The sequence below is a fragment of the Burkholderia sp. Ap-955 genome (assembly GCF_011753045.1).
In the GTDB taxonomy this organism is placed as follows: domain Bacteria; phylum Pseudomonadota; class Gammaproteobacteria; order Burkholderiales; family Burkholderiaceae; genus Burkholderia; species Burkholderia lata_D.
Map to the genome: position 1 here is coordinate 60,595 of NZ_VWWH01000026.1, position 14,231 is coordinate 74,825.

Annotated in this window: 14 protein-coding genes and 1 pseudogene; 9 read left to right on the forward strand and 6 right to left on the reverse strand. The window is 67.2% G+C overall.

The window, feature by feature from the left end; genetic code table 11:
- Positions 1 to 8 precede the first annotated feature (8 nt).
- Positions 9 to 2,027 (reverse strand): LssY C-terminal domain-containing protein, encoded by a 2,019-nt coding sequence (locus F3J15_RS16650; protein WP_166892623.1) that lies wholly within the window; start codon positions 2,025 to 2,027, stop codon positions 9 to 11.
- Between the two features lie 102 nt (positions 2,028 to 2,129).
- On the reverse strand, positions 2,130 to 2,582 hold the full coding sequence (locus F3J15_RS16655; RefSeq protein WP_166892626.1) for a hypothetical protein: 453 nt from the start codon (positions 2,580 to 2,582) through the stop codon (positions 2,130 to 2,132).
- Positions 2,583 to 2,904: 322 nt separating this feature from the next.
- On the opposite strand from F3J15_RS16655, the gene F3J15_RS16660 reads away from it, so the two are divergent.
- From F3J15_RS16660 to F3J15_RS16670, 3 genes are all read left to right on the forward strand, one after another.
- The gene (locus F3J15_RS16660; protein ID WP_166892629.1) at positions 2,905 to 3,549 is read left to right on the forward strand and encodes a response regulator transcription factor; all 645 of its coding nucleotides are present in this window, start codon (positions 2,905 to 2,907) and stop codon (positions 3,547 to 3,549) included.
- Entirely contained in the window at positions 3,546 to 5,327 is a 1,782-nt protein-coding gene (locus tag F3J15_RS16665) for a sensor histidine kinase (protein WP_166892632.1), read from the forward strand. Before F3J15_RS16660 ends, F3J15_RS16665 begins: the two co-directional genes overlap by 4 nt.
- Before the next feature lie 273 nt (positions 5,328 to 5,600).
- Entirely contained in the window at positions 5,601 to 6,278 is a 678-nt protein-coding gene (locus tag F3J15_RS16670; RefSeq protein WP_166892635.1) for a hypothetical protein, read from the forward strand.
- Positions 6,279 to 6,290: 12 nt separating this feature from the next.
- Here the strand turns inward: F3J15_RS16670 and F3J15_RS16675 are convergent, their stop codons facing one another.
- Together F3J15_RS16675 and F3J15_RS16680 are read right to left on the reverse strand one after the other, a co-directional pair.
- On the reverse strand, positions 6,291 to 7,601 hold the full coding sequence (locus tag F3J15_RS16675; protein WP_166892638.1) for an MFS transporter: 1,311 nt from the start codon (positions 7,599 to 7,601) through the stop codon (positions 6,291 to 6,293).
- Between the two features lie 100 nt (positions 7,602 to 7,701).
- Positions 7,702 to 8,718, reverse strand: coding sequence for an ABC transporter substrate-binding protein (locus F3J15_RS16680; RefSeq protein WP_166892640.1), 1,017 nt, complete (start codon positions 8,716 to 8,718; stop codon positions 7,702 to 7,704).
- Positions 8,719 to 8,956: 238 nt separating this feature from the next.
- Between F3J15_RS16680 and F3J15_RS16685 the strand changes: the two genes are divergently transcribed.
- The 6 genes and pseudogenes from F3J15_RS16685 to F3J15_RS16710 form a co-directional block, all read left to right on the forward strand.
- Entirely contained in the window at positions 8,957 to 9,622 is a 666-nt protein-coding gene (locus F3J15_RS16685) for a response regulator transcription factor (RefSeq protein WP_069250848.1), read from the forward strand.
- Complete coding sequence (locus F3J15_RS16690) at positions 9,609 to 11,060, forward strand: sensor histidine kinase (protein WP_166892643.1); 1,452 nt, start codon at positions 9,609 to 9,611, stop codon at positions 11,058 to 11,060. Before F3J15_RS16685 ends, F3J15_RS16690 begins: the two co-directional genes overlap by 14 nt.
- A gap of 233 nt (positions 11,061 to 11,293) precedes the next feature.
- Positions 11,294 to 11,821 (forward strand): PAAR domain-containing protein, encoded by a 528-nt coding sequence (locus F3J15_RS16695; protein WP_166892646.1) that lies wholly within the window; start codon positions 11,294 to 11,296, stop codon positions 11,819 to 11,821.
- 2 nt (positions 11,822 to 11,823) lie between these two features.
- Positions 11,824 to 12,438 (forward strand): hypothetical protein, encoded by a 615-nt coding sequence (locus F3J15_RS16700; protein ID WP_240159312.1) that lies wholly within the window; start codon positions 11,824 to 11,826, stop codon positions 12,436 to 12,438.
- On the forward strand, positions 12,435 to 12,722 hold the full coding sequence (locus tag F3J15_RS16705; RefSeq protein WP_166892648.1) for a hypothetical protein: 288 nt from the start codon (positions 12,435 to 12,437) through the stop codon (positions 12,720 to 12,722). Before F3J15_RS16700 ends, F3J15_RS16705 begins: the two co-directional genes overlap by 4 nt.
- Before the next feature lie 32 nt (positions 12,723 to 12,754).
- Positions 12,755 to 12,997 (forward strand): annotated as a pseudogene (locus F3J15_RS16710) (ATP-binding protein); the annotation flags it as partial.
- Positions 12,998 to 13,004: 7 nt separating this feature from the next.
- Here the strand turns inward: F3J15_RS16710 and F3J15_RS16715 are convergent.
- Both F3J15_RS16715 and F3J15_RS16720 read right to left on the reverse strand, forming a co-directional pair.
- A complete protein-coding gene (locus F3J15_RS16715) occupies positions 13,005 to 13,769 on the reverse strand; it encodes an ABC transporter ATP-binding protein (RefSeq protein ID WP_166892651.1) in 765 nt (254 codons plus the stop codon).
- Positions 13,766 to 14,231, reverse strand: a 466-nt coding sequence (locus tag F3J15_RS16720) for an ATP-binding cassette domain-containing protein (protein WP_166892654.1), incomplete at its 5' end; no start/stop codon positions are given. The genes F3J15_RS16715 and F3J15_RS16720, both read right to left, overlap by 4 nt.

Consider the following 14,231-nt stretch of genomic DNA (forward strand, 5'->3'; position numbering starts at 1 on the left):
CCACCCGCTCACGGCCGAACCATCCATACCAGCAGCGTCTCCGCCGGCGCGTTCGTCATCCCCGCCGGCGGATGCTCGATCGCCGGCTCGACCGACAGCGCCTTCGCAATCGTCGCCGCATCGTCGATCGTCGTCGTGCGCACGATCGTCATCAGCCGTGCCGGCCGGTGCAGCGTCTCGCGATACAGTGCGCCGTACCACAGCGGCCGCATGCCGAGCGCGTCCTGCAACACATACGGATAGCGCCACAGCCGCAGCACGAGGCGGCTTTCCGGCTGCCCCGGATCGACGCGCACGAACACGCGGCGCGTGCTTTCGCCGTGCGTGTAGCGCGGCAGCACCGGCAGCGCATCGGCCGGCGCCTGCGGCAGCAGCCAGCGCAGCGCGGTGGCCGGCGACCACGGCGCCGCGCGCTGCCAGCCCGCCTGCGCGAGATGCCGGTCGAGCGTGTCCGACGTCGCGCTCCATTGCAGCGGCAGATATTCCTCGCGGTCGCCGCCGATCTCGGTGCGCCGCACCGGCACGCGCTGCCACCCGCCGCGCAGCCACTGGTCGACGGTCATCGCGACCACGTCGCCGACATGCGGGCGCGCCGCGCGGTCGAGCTGCCATTGCGCGGGAACCGTCCATACGCCGGCCGTCGCGAGCACCACCGTCACCGCAACGAGCGCGCCCCTCGGCTGCACGTGCTCGCGCACGCGCCAGTACGCATAGGCGCCGGCCAGCAGCGCGAACCAGGCGAGCCCGAGACTCCAGCCGCCCAGCAGGCCCGACAGCCACGTGTCGCCCACATACAGCCGCGCGAAGCCGCCGAGCACGATCCACAGCACCACCGCCGTCACGACCGGGATTTGCCACCGCGCGGGCCGGTCTTGCGCGAGCACCCAGCCGAGGCCGCTGCTCGCGAGAATCGCGAACGCGGCTTCAGCATCGGGCAGCGGCACGTGCAACGCGCCGGGCGGCAGGCTCGCGGGCGTCGCGCCGGGTATGCCCGCGCCGAACACCGGCACGAGCACGACGGCGACGCCGACCGTCACGAGCCACCACGCGGCCGTCAGCCAGCAACGGTGGATCATCAGCCAGACGAGAAACGCCGCCGCGACGATCAGCCCCGTATCGTGCCCGTGCAGCACGGCAAGCGCGCGCATCGTCGCGTCCACCGGTGGCGTGCGCAGTTGCTGCAGGAACGCGTACAGCGCGATGTCCACGTGCATCAGCGGATCGTTCGCGACGACATCCTGCACGATCCCCGCGAACAGCCACACGCAGCCGATGAACAACAGCGCGAGCACCGGCACCGCACCCGGCAGGCCGCGCACGTAAGCGATCGCGTCGTGCAGCCGCGCGCCGAAACGCGGCCAGCGGTGCGCGCATGCGTGCACGCCGTCGACGAGCGCACGGCGCAGCAGCGGCCAGCCGCGCCGCAATGCGACCCGCACGCCGATCCACACGAGTGCGACCAGCGCCGCGACGACCAGCAGGATCACGGCGACCCGCACGCTGATCGCCGCGGCCAGCGCGGCCGACGCCCCGAACAGGATGCCCGGCGCGACGTGCACGGGCGCCCAGATGAGCGCCGAGACGACGTTGACCGGATAGAACGACCGGCGCGGCAGCGTCGCGCAGCCGACCACGACCGGCACGACCGCGCGCACCGGCGCAAGAAAACGCGCGAGCACGATGCTCTTCATGCCATGGCGCAGCACGAACTCCTCGCCGCGCGCGAAGGCGGCCGCATAGCCGAAGCGCGCCCATGCGTTGCGGATCATGCCGCGATAGTGCCGCCCGAGTTCATAGCTGATCCCGTCGCCGATCACGGCCCCGACCGCCGCGACACCGATGGTCGTCCAGGCGTCGAGCGCGCCCGCGCCGATCAGCGCACCGGCCGCGAACATCACGGCGCCGGCCGGCACGACCGTGCCGATCAGCGCGATCGCCTCGGCGCAGGCCGCCATGAACACGATCGCGAGCACGAGCAGCGGATGTGCGCCGATCGTGCCGATCCATGCGTGGATCGTGTCGCTCATCGCACGCGCCTCGGCAGAGCGACCCGGTGTGCGAACACCGGGCCGGTGATGGCATGGGGAATGTTCATCGGGCGGTGCGCGCGGTCGCGCCGGCGTGACGGATCAATCGAACTCGTGCTGCCGCGCGTCGGCCTCGAGCGGCGCGTCGTGGTAGCCGACCGTCGCGATCTCCTGCAGATAGCGCGCGAGAAACGCACCGATCGAGCCGGCGGCCTCGTACTGATGCACGTGGCGGAATTCGTGGGTCAGCAGGCGGCGCGTGTCCTGCCCGCGCAGCACATACACCGCATGGCCGAGCGTGAGCCCGATCGTCCCGGGCGCCAGGAGCCCCGAGTCGCGAGCGATCGCGGCGAGCGACGGCACCTCGGGGAATGGCATGCGGTCGACGGTCACCACGCGGATCCGCTCCGGCTGCACGACGCCCACCGTGCGCGCGTCGTCGGTCTGCGCAGGCGTCAGCGGCGCACCCTGCGCGATCCCGCGCGCCGCCTCGGCTTCGGCCCATGCGACGGCGGCGGGCAGCGCGGACGGCAGGATATCGGCAAGATCGATCATTACGGGGCTCCTCGGGGGGTTGCAGTGGCATCGGGCACCAGTTTAGTCCCGAATCGCGACGGTTCGCGGGGCGGCTCACGACGCGCCGCGCCGCCTCTTCACCGTCTCAATAATAATCAGGGAATACCCTGACTCTCGCCGGCTCCGCCGCAACCCTTTTCCCAGTAATTATTTCGTTTCAGTACACATTCCGCGATCGGATATCTCGAAAATTTCCCGGATGTGTACCGTTTTTGGATTCGGCGGAATATATTGATCAGAAGAACGGCCGCGGCGACCACCGGACAACAGTGCGCGGAGTCATCCCGAACAGGATCGCTAGATGATCAGGGTAATTCTGGCTGACGATCATGCAGTCATGCGGGACGGACTGCGTTACATCCTGGAAACGGCCGGCGGTTTCGAAATCGTCGGCGAGGCGAGCGACGGCTCGGCCACGCTTGCGCTGGTCGAGCGCGGCGCCGCCGACGTGCTGCTGCTCGACCTGTCGATGCCCGCGCCGACCGGCATCGAGCTGATCCGGCTGGTGAAACGCCACGCGCCGTCGCTGCGCACGCTCGTGCTGACGATGCATGCGGAGGCGCAGTACGCGGCGCGGGCGTTCAAGGCCGGCGCAACCGGCTACCTGACGAAGGACAGCGCGACTGCCGAGCTCGTCGAGGCGGTCGGCAAGGTGGCCGCGGGCGGCGTCTACGTGAGCCCGTCGGCGGCCGAGAGCCTCGCGCTCACGCTGCACACACCGGCCGCGACGCTGCCGCACGAACGGCTGTCCTCGCGCGAGCTTGACGTGATGCGCCGCATCGTCGCGGGCCAGACCGTCACGCAGATCGCGACCGCACTCGCGCTCAGCGCAAAGACGGTCAGCACCTACAAGACGCGAATCCTCGAGAAGATGGCGCTGCCGCACGAAGCCGCGCTGGTCCGCTACGCGGTGCGCCACGAACTCGACCCGGGCGGCGACGCATGACCGCCGCCTTCGGCTTTCCGCCCCCGGACGACGACCCGGACGCGTCGCGTCTGTTCATGTCGTCGCTGCCGCCGGGCCGGCGCGAGCGGCGGCTCGCGCTCGCGACCGTGCTCATCTCCGCCGTGATCTTCGCCGCGCTTGCGCCGTTCGCGGGCAGGCCGCTTGCGCCGGGCTGGGCGTTCATTCCCGTGTACCAGTCGGCGATCGTCGTCAACGACATGGTGACGGCCGGCCTGCTGCTCGGCCAGTACGCGATCCTGCGCGAGAAGCCGCTGCTCGTGCTCGCGGGCGGCTACCTGTTCACGGGTTTCATGGCCGGCACCCACATGCTGACCTTTCCCGGGCTGTTCGCACCGACCGGCCTGCTCGGCGCCGGCGACCAGACCACCGCCTGGCTGTACCTGTTCTGGCACGGCGGCTTTCCGCTGGCAGTCGCCGCGTATGCACTGCTGCGCGCGAAGTCGCGTGCATTGGGCCCGATCCCGGCCCCGCAGCGCCGCGCGGCGATCCCCATCGGGCTGTGCATCGCGGCCGCGAGCGGAGCGACGGTCGCGCTCGCGCTGCTCGCGACCGCCGGCCACGACTTGCTGCCGCGCATCATGAACGGCAACCGGATGGCCACGACGATGACGAACGCGATCACGATCGTCTGGGGGCTGAACCTGGTCGCGCTGATGCTGATGTGGCAGCGGCGGCGGCGCCATTCCGTCCTCGACCTGTGGGTGATGACGGTGCTCGTCGCGTGGCTGTTCGACATCGCGCTGTCGTCGATGCTGAATCACGGGCGCTACGACCTCGGCTTCTACGCGGGACGCGCGTACGGCCTCGTCGCGTCCGGCGTCGTGCTGTTCGCGATGCTGTTCGAGAACGGCCGGCTGCATGCTCAGACGGTGCGCGCGCTGGCCGGCGCGCGCTACCAGCATCTGCTCGTCGCGCAGAAGAGCGCGCAGCTCAACGACGCGAACGAACGGCTCGAACAACGCGTCGCCGCGCGCACCGCGCAACTGAGTGCGTCGAACCGCGACCTGCGGCGCGAAGTCGAGGACCGCGTGCGTGCCGAGCGGGCGCTGCAGGCGTCGCGCGAGGAGCTGCGCGAGATCGCCGCGATCAGCGCGAACGCGCGCGAAGCCGAGCAGCGCCGCATCGCACGTGAGCTTCACGACGAACTCGCGCAGACGCTCGCGACGCTGAAGAACGATCTCGAATGGCTGATCGACCGCGTGCCGCAAGACGATGCGCAGCTGGCGCGCAAGATCGCGGCGATGCACTCACTGGCGCGCGGCGCGGTGGCCGCGACGCGCCGCATCGCATCGGATCTGCGCCCGCTGATGCTCGACGATCTCGGCTTCGCCGCGGCGATGCAGTGGCTCGTGGAGGATTTCCGGCACCGGCACGGCATCGAATGCACGCTGCATGTCGAGCCGCCCGAGCTGCAGCTCGACGAGCCTTACGCGACGGCGGTGTTCCGCATCGCGCAGGAAGCGCTCGCGAATGTCGCGCGGCACGCGGCCGCGTCGCATGCGAACGTCGAACTCGTGCATGCAAGCAATGCGATCGAACTGACGATTCGCGACGACGGCGCGGGATTCGATCCCGGCGTGCCGCGCAAGTCGGGATCGTTCGGGCTGGTCGGGTTACGCGAGCGCGCGTATCTCGTCGGCGGCACGCTGCGGATCGCGACGACGCTCGGCGAAGGGACGACGGTCGAGGTGGAGATTCCGCTGTCGCCCGTGAAGGTGACGGTCGCGCATGGTGGGGTTGGGGGGGCGCACGGGTAGATTCTGGCGAAGACGATGCTGCAGGCGGGTGCCGCAATGATGCCCCGCCGCTGACCGGTCAGTGGTAGTCGTCGTCGCGTTGATGACGATCGGCCAGGATCGTGAAGCGTCAGCCGTTCAGACCGTCAGCTTGTGAAATGCCCCTGCCCCATCCGCCAATCCCTGCGCGCTACGCCCGGTGACGGCAACCGCATGGCGCTACAATCCTTCGCCGTCACCATCCCGCGTTCCTTGCGCGCCAATGCGCCAGCCGATCGCCCCCCCTTCGCCACAATGAAAACACTCCGCAGCTACGCACTCATCTTCTGCGCGGTCGCAGGCGGCTGGCTTGCCGTATCGCTGCTGTGCTGGCCCATCCTGCTCGCACTGCAGGCCCTGACGACGACCGTATTCATCCCGCATCCGGCCGGCAGCTACATCGGGCTCGGGTTCGTGTCGACCGCGCGGTTCCTGGATTTTCCGACGAGCTTCGTCGGCGCGTTTTCGGTGCCGTTCATGAACATGCCGCTCGGGTTCATCGCGATCGCGTGGTGGTTCGGCACGGCGCTCATCCTGCAGCCTACCTACGCACGCTACCGCGTCATGGTGCCCGGCCGCCCGTCGGCGCGGGCCGTCCTGTGGCGCGGCGCCCGCTCGTGGCTGATCTTCACGACGGTGCTCCTCGTCATCGCGACGCCCTTCCTGCGGCGCTACGAGATCGTCACACCGGACCACCTCTACGTGCGACACCTGTTCGACTGGCACGAGCGCGCGTATCCGCTCGCGTCGCTGAAGGAGATCCGTGTCGACAATCCCGGCACCAGCCGCGGCATCATCACATGGAACTTCATCTTCGACGGCGACGACTTCACGACGACCGCCCCCGACATCCACGCGCTCAAATACCTGCTGTCGAACACGCACGCCACAGCCAACTTCACGGTCGTCGGGAACGAGGTGATGAAGCGGTAACGCCGCGCGCCGTCACGCGCGCGCCGCCACCATCCCCCGCTCCGACCGCGTCCACGCGACCAGCGCGCCGATCCCGAGCAGCGCGAGACACACGATCGGCACGATCATTGGGCCGAACGCCGTGCCCGTTACCTTGCCGGCAAACGGCATCAGGTTCTGGCTGAAGAAGCCGCCGAGGTTGCCGATCGAGTTGATCGCCGCGACGCTCGCCGCCGCCCGCGCGCCGGTGAAGTAGCGCGGCGGCATCGACCAGAAGCACGGATACAGCAGCGGGATGCATGCACCGCCGAGCACCAGCGCGATGAAGCGCAGCGGCGTCGACGGCAGCACGAGGCTCAGCAGGAAACCGAGCGCACCGAGCACCGCGACGATCGCGATCGTGCGCAGGATGCTCTTCGCGCGGCGCAGCTTCGCCGGCAGCCACAGCAGCAGCAACACCGCGAGCGCCCACGGCAGCATGCTCAGGAAGCCGTTCATGCTGCTCGACACGCCGAACGATTTCACGAGCGTCGGCAGCCAGTAGGTCACGCCGTACAGCGACGTCGACATCAGCATGTAGGTTGCCGCGAACAGCATCACGCGCGGATCGAGCAGCGCCTTCCACGGCTGGCCGTGCTCGGCCTGCGCGGGCTTCTCGCGTTCGAGCGCGGCCTCGACGATCTGCTTCTCGCGGTCGTCGAGGAAGCGTGCATCGCGCACCGACGCGGGGAGCACACGGAACACGACGACCGCGACGATCACCGCCGGGATGCCCGTCGCCACGAACACCCACTGCCAGCCCGCCAGCCCCCACACGCCGTTCAGGCTCAGCAGCACGCCGCCGACCAGCGAGCCGAGCATGTTCGCGAGCGCGCTGCCGAGCGTGAAGATGCCGAGCACCTTCGCGCGATAGCTCTGCGGGAACCACAGCGTCAGGTAGTAGATCACGCCCGGATAGAAACCGGCCTCGGCGATGCCGAGCACGAAGCGCAACGCGCAGAACGCGGGCATCGACGTCGTGAAGCCCATCAGCACGGTGATGAGCCCCCACGTCAGCATGATCCGCGCGAGCCACACGCGCGCGCCGTAGCGATGCAGCGCGAGCGTGCTCGGCACCTCGAACAGCAGGTAGCCGATGAAGAACAGCGACGACGCGAGCCCGAACGCGGCTTCCGTCATGCCGAGGCTGTGCACCATCTGCAGCTTCGCGAAGCCGACGTTCTGCCGGTCGATGAACGCGATCAGGAACATCACGACGAGGATGGGCAGCAGGCGCCGCGCCATCTTCGACATGATGCGCTGCTCTTCGGTGGACGCGGGGTCCAGGGTTTCGGTGGCGTTCACTTGAAGCTCCTTGCGTGAAACGGTTGCATAGCGGTTGAATCAGCGCTGCGCGCGACAATCGCGCGGGCGCGGGGCATGTCGATGAAAGGGCTCGGCGGCATCAACCCGACCGGTAGTCGTCGAGCATCGGCGCGAACATCTCGTGCCACGCCCGCGGCTTCGCCTTGATCGTGCCGGCGAGGTACAGGAATTCGACGTAGTCCATCAGCTGGTTCGGCAGCACCGAGAAGCGCGTGTCCGGCGCGGCGAGCATCCGCATCACGTCGTCGTGCGACACGCCGACGCCCGACGACGCCGCATAGAGCGCGGCCGCCGCGCGCGGGTCCTGCGCGATCAGGCGGTTCGCTTCGTCGAGCGCGCCGAGAAACGCGATGGCCAGCGCCGGCTCCGTATCGACGAGCCGCTTCGGTGCGAACACGACATCGAGCGTCATCGGGCCGAGCACCTCGACCGAATTCACGACGCGGTGAATGCCCGGCTGCCGCAACTCGAGCGTCGAGAACGGCGGCGACGTGAAGTGCGCGGTGACGCCGTTCTCGCGGCGGATCAGCGCCTGCATCGCCTGCGGATGCGGCAGGTTCACGGTGATCGAATCGAGCTGCGCGAAATGCTTCGGGCCGAGCTGCCGGCTCGCGACCATCTGCAGCACGACCGCCGACAACGACGTGCGGATGCCCGGCACCGCGATCCGGTCGGCTGGCGTGAAGTCGCGCAGCGACACGAGGCCCGGCCGGTTCGCGTTCAGCGACAGCGACGTGGTCGACAGCCCGCTGATGCCGATCACCTCGACGTTCGGAATGCCGCGCGCCCGTGCCCACAGCTCGATGAACCCCGGCGCGCCGGCGCCCGCGAAGTCGAGCGTGCCGGCCATCATCGCGTCGTTGACGGAATTGCCGCCGTCGAGCAGCACCCAGTCGACCGTGACGTCGCGCACGCCGTGGCGCGCCGCGTGCCGCTCGAACAGCCGCTGCTTCTCCATCACGAGCAGCGGCAGGTAAAGCACGCCATAGCCTTTGGAAATCCGCACCGTGCGCGGCTTCGCGCGCACGACCGCAGGCGCGGCGAGCACGCCGAGGCCGGCGGCGATCAATGCGCGGCGGCGCGGCGACATCGTCATGCGTGCACCGCCATGCAACGGGCGGCAAACGGCCACGCGAAGGCCCGCGTCGCGCCATGCCGCGCGTTCGTCGTGCACGTGACATGCTGCATGTTGCCGTCTCCTTGAATATTTCTGGTAATAATGCCGTCCTTGCGTGCTGCATCCGGCTCGACACAGGTTATCGAGCGAGTCTGAGAAAATGCTGACATCCCGGCCTCGGGAAAACCCCTAACCCACCCACCTGCGAAACGGCACCATGCGCATTCTCGTCGTGGAGGACGATGCCGAAATCGGCGCGGCGATCCGCAGCCGCCTGGCGCGGCTCGGCCATGCCGTCGATCTCGAAACCGACGGCGCGACCGCGCACGGGCTGCTGCGCGTCGAGCGCTTCGACCTCGTCGTGCTCGACGCGAACCTGCCCGGCATGGACGGCTTCACGGTGCTGCGCCACCTGCGCGCATCGGGCAGCACGACACCCGTGCTGCTCGTCACCGCACGCTCGGCGATCGACGACCGCGTAAGCGGCCTCGGCCTCGGTGCCGACGACTACCTGGTGAAGCCGTTCGACTACCGCGAGCTCGATGCGCGCGTGCAGGCGCTCCTGCGCCGCAACAGCGGCCACGCGAACGACGTGCTGACGCTCGGCGGCCTCGTGATCGACCGCAGCAGCCGCCTCGCGGAACTCGACGGCCAGCCGCTGTCGCTGTCGCGCCAGGAATTCGCGCTGCTCGAAATCCTCGCGAGCCGCCCGCAGCGGATCTTCTCGAAGGACGAACTGCTGAACCAGCTGTTCAGCTTCGGCAACGAGCCGACCACGAACGCGGTCGAGCAATACGTGACACGCGTGCGCAAGAAGCTGCAGGGCAGCTCGGTCGAGATCCGTACCGCGCGCGGGATGGGGTATCAGATTGCGGCGCACTGACTGGTTCCCGAAGACGCTGTTCGGGCGCACGCTGCTCTTCATCGCGCTCGTCGTCGCCACCGGCGCACTCGCGCTCGCGGCGATCGCGCGCTACTACGCAGGTGTTGCGGCCGAACGCGCCTACGACCAGTTGCTTGCGGGCGCATCGATCCAGGTCGCGGAAAACCTCTACGTGCAGGGCGGCGTGCTCGCGCTGAATCCTCCGGTGGCCGCGCTGTCGACGCTGTCGCGCTACGACCTCGTCTACTACAAGGTCGTCGATTCGCGTGGCATCGTCGTGGCCGGCTACAACGATCTCGCGAGCCCCGCGACGCTCGCCGCCGCGAAGCAGGGCCCCGCGTTCGCGAATGCCATCTACCAGGGGCACCGGGTCCGCACCGCGACCATCGCACGCTACATGCCCGAGGAAAGCACGCCGGGCTGGGCGCTCGTCACCGTTGCGCAGACAACCAATGCGCGCCAGCAGCTGACGAACGACATGAGCATCAAGGTATGGACGCTGATCCTGCTGATGAGCGTGCTCGCGATCGGCGCGAGCGGCCTCGCGATCCGGCGCGGCCTGCGCCCGCTCGCGCAGATCGGCACGATCATCGCCGCGCGCGACCCGGCCGACCTGCGGCCGGTGGCCGTCGACACGCCGAGCGAAATCGACGCGATCATCGGGTCGATCAACGGGCTGATGCGCCGCCTCGCCGAGCGGATCAACGCGATGCAGCGCTTCATCGCCGACGCCGCGCATCAGATGCGCACGCCGCTCGCGCGGCTCGACGCGCAGATCGAACTGCTCGACGGCGAATCCGATCCCGCGCGTCACGCGGCGCGGCTCGATGCACTGCGCGCGACCTCTTCGGACGTCGGCCGGCTCACCGGGCAGTTGCTCAATCATGCGATGGTGATTCATCGCACCGAGGCCGTGCCGTTGCAACCGGTCGACCTCGTCGCGCTCGCGAAAGAGGTGCTGGGCCGCACGATTCCGCTCGCGGGCGAGCGCGATGTCGCCGTCGCGTTCGCGAGCGACGCGCCGCTCGCGTGGATCGACGGCGACGCGATCAGCCTGCAGGAAGCGCTGTCGAACGTGCTGCACAACGCGCTGCTGCACGGTCATGCGGACGATATCGTCGTGTCGATCGCGACGCAAGGCAACGCAGACGATGCCGTGACGCTGACCGTCACCGACAACGGCCGCGGGATTCCGCGCGAGCACTGGGATGCCGCGCTGCAACCGTTCGTGCGAATCGCGCCAGACGGCAGCGAGCGGCGCACGGGGTCGGGCCTCGGGCTCGCGATCGTGCAGGAAGTGATGAAGGCGCACGGCGGGCGCGTCGGGTTCGCGTTTCCCGAGGCGGGCGGGTTCGCGGTGGTGTTGACGTTTCCGCGTGGTACGGGATTAGATGGCGGCGCAAATGCGGGTGGATCGCCCAAACGTACACGCGTCTGAAGTGATCCAACAGCACTGCAATGCTACGCCCGATTTCGGACAATGCTCCCGACGATTCCCTAAACTAGTCTGAAATCATGGCCATCTGAACCAAATATTCGAATCTGTCTTATTGCGTGTCGCCGTTTCCAACCGCCATCATGTTGACGCCACTTTGCGTTGCCGAATGAGCGCGTAACCAATGCTCAAACACAGCGCCACTGTCTCAACATTGACGACACCGAGGTTTGATCATGCGTAAGGCTGCCGTACGTGACGGCGATCCGACTACCACTCGCGGGTCGGTCATCGCTCACGCCTCCACCATCTATGATGGTAAAAAAAAGGTTGCGCTGGATGGAGAAAAAGCAACCTGCGGCACTTGCAGAGGTGCATTCAAGATAGTCGCTACCGGGAAGGGTATTTCGGAAAATGGACGCAATGTCGTCGTCGACGGAGACATCGTGATGTGTCCTTGCGGGGATAACCGCGTCCTTGTCGGAAGCAACCCTGGTATTTTTCTGCAATCGACCCGACGCCCAGCGGATCTCGCGGACACGGCAGCCTCCACGGAGGCAAAGCCGTCTTTCGTGGGCACGGAATCATTTGATGACCGATTCGTGCTCTACGATCCAACCGGAGTGATGCTGCCTCATACCGCGTATGCCATGCAGTTCGAAAATGGCAGTCTCGTGTATGGCACAACAGATCAGTTCGGACGCACACACCAGATCGAATCCGGAAAGCAGTCGGAACAAATCAAACTATACATAGCGGGATGACCATGGGGAATCGCACGCACATTTCTCCAGAAGGCGTGAAATATCGGCTTATCGCGGTTAAAGAGACTACGCCAACCACGGACAAAACCATCAAGAAGGTGATCGCCGACACGACAAGCATCGAAGTGATCGTCAGCGATTCACGCTTGCGCAGCCGAGGTTCTCAATGGGGTCACGTGGCAATCGAAATTGACGGAATCGTGTATAGCCGCGCCCATGAAGAATACGTCAAGATCGACAAGAGTACCTACCTGCATGGTGGCATCGTGTCGCTGGTAAACGGCTCGATAAGAACCGGTGGAAATTTATGGCGGGATAACCTCGGCCTGGTCGTAAGACTTTCGCCTATTGAAAAAGAGAAGATCCGGAAAGAACTCGAACGCCGTGTCGCCGTTGATCGAGCGTTCAAAAGCGTACACCCGCATTCCAGCACTTATAGTGTCTTCGACAACAGTTGCTCGTCCAACGTAGCCGACGTACTTGAATCGATCGGCATTCTCGCCCACGATCCGCGCTGGCTCCCGACGCCCGTGACACCAGCCGAATTATTGGCCGTGCTCGAAAAATCAAAGCGGCTGGCGAAGAAAAATCACTATCCGAAGCGCACAGACCAATGAGCACTCGCTACGCCACCCTGGGGCTCGTCCAAATGCTGCTGATTGCGACTGCAGGCTGGCTCAGGCGCCTGGCTTGGGCAGACATCGACTTTCTCGACGGCCCCGGGGAATGGTCCCTCGTCGTACGATTGTCCTTCTACTGCCTTGCAGGATGGCTCGCAACGATAGTACTCGCAATCGCATTCGCAGTAGCGGACAAGCGCAACAGATCGATGATCGTTTTGTTTCTCGTCGTCACGCTGCCTTCCGTCGAACTTCTGACCCTGCTGCTGTTCGCGTGGTGAGGACGGCTGCCTGATAACAGGAAACGCGGTCGAACGCTCTGTTGCTCGGACATGCATACGATCTCGCCGTATCGGTCGCGACCTCGGGCAGTGCCGATGCCGCGACGCTGATCGTCACCGACAACGGCCGCGGCATTCCGCGCGAGCATTGGGACGCGGCGTTGCAACCGTCCGTGCGGATCGCGCCACACGGCAGCGTGCGGCGCACCGGAACAGGGCTCGGGCTCGCGATCGTGCAAGAAGTGATGAAGGCGCATGGCTCGCGTGTGGGGTTTACGCCCCCTACACTGCCATCGCCTCCCCGCCAAGATACGCATCGCGCACGCGTTCGTCGTCGAGCAGCGCCTTCGCGGGCCCTTCGAGCACGACGCGCCCCGTCTGCAGCACGTACCCGTAGTGCGCGATCTCCAGCGCTAGGCTCGCATTCTGCTCGACCATGAACACCGTCACCCCTTGCCGGTTGATCGCATCGATCAGTTCGAGCACCTTGTCGACATAGAGCGGCGACAGCCCCATCGTCGGCTCGTCCATGCAGATCAGCTTCGGTCGCGCCATCAGCGCCCGCGCCATCGCGAGCATCTGCTGCTCGCCGCCCGACAGCGTGCCCGCGCGCTGCGTCAGCCGTTCACGCACGCGCGGAAACAGGTCGAGCACCCGCTCATAGTCCTCCGCCACTGCCGCGCGGTCGCCGCGCGTGTACGCGCCCATCAGCAGGTTCTCGCGCACGCTCATGTCGCCGAACAGCCGCCGCGCCTCGGGCACGGCCGCGATCCCGCGCCGCACGCGCTGCGGCGTGGCGAGCGCCGTCACGTCGTCGCCGTCGAAGCGCACGACGCCGCGGCGCGGCCGCATCAGCCCGAGAATCAGCTTCATCGTCGTCGACTTGCCGCTTGCGTTGCCGCCGAGCAGGCTGACGATCTGCCCGCGGCCCACTTCGAAGTTCACGTCGAAATGCACCTGCACCGGCCCGTAGAACGTGTCCAGGTGTTCGAGTTTCAGCAGCGCGTCGGTCATGGTCGTGTCGGGTCCGGAAGAAAGTGCCGTCATGCGGCCGCCTGTGCCGTGCGGTCGGCCGGCGCGCCGCCCGCGTGCCGGCGGCCGAGGTACGCCTCGATCACGCGCGGATCGTGCCGCACGTCGCGCGGCGCGCCTTCGGCGATCTTCACGCCGTTGTCGAGCACCATCACGCGGTCGGACACGCGCATCACGAGTTCGAGCTTGTGCTCGATCAGCAGGATCGTCAGGCCGCGCGCCTTCAGCGACTGGATCAGTTGCAGCATCTCGGCCGTCTCCGTCTCGTTCATCCCGGCCGTCGGTTCGTCGAGCAGCAGCAGGCGCGGATGCAGCGCGAGCGCGCGGCCGATCTCCACGCGACGCCGGTTCGCATACGACAGGCTGTGCGCCGGATGATCGATGCGCGGCGTCAGCCGCTCGCCGAAGCCGGCGACGATCGCGCGCGCCTCGTCGCGCAGCGCGGCTTCCTCGCGCCGCACCGATGCGGGCCGCACG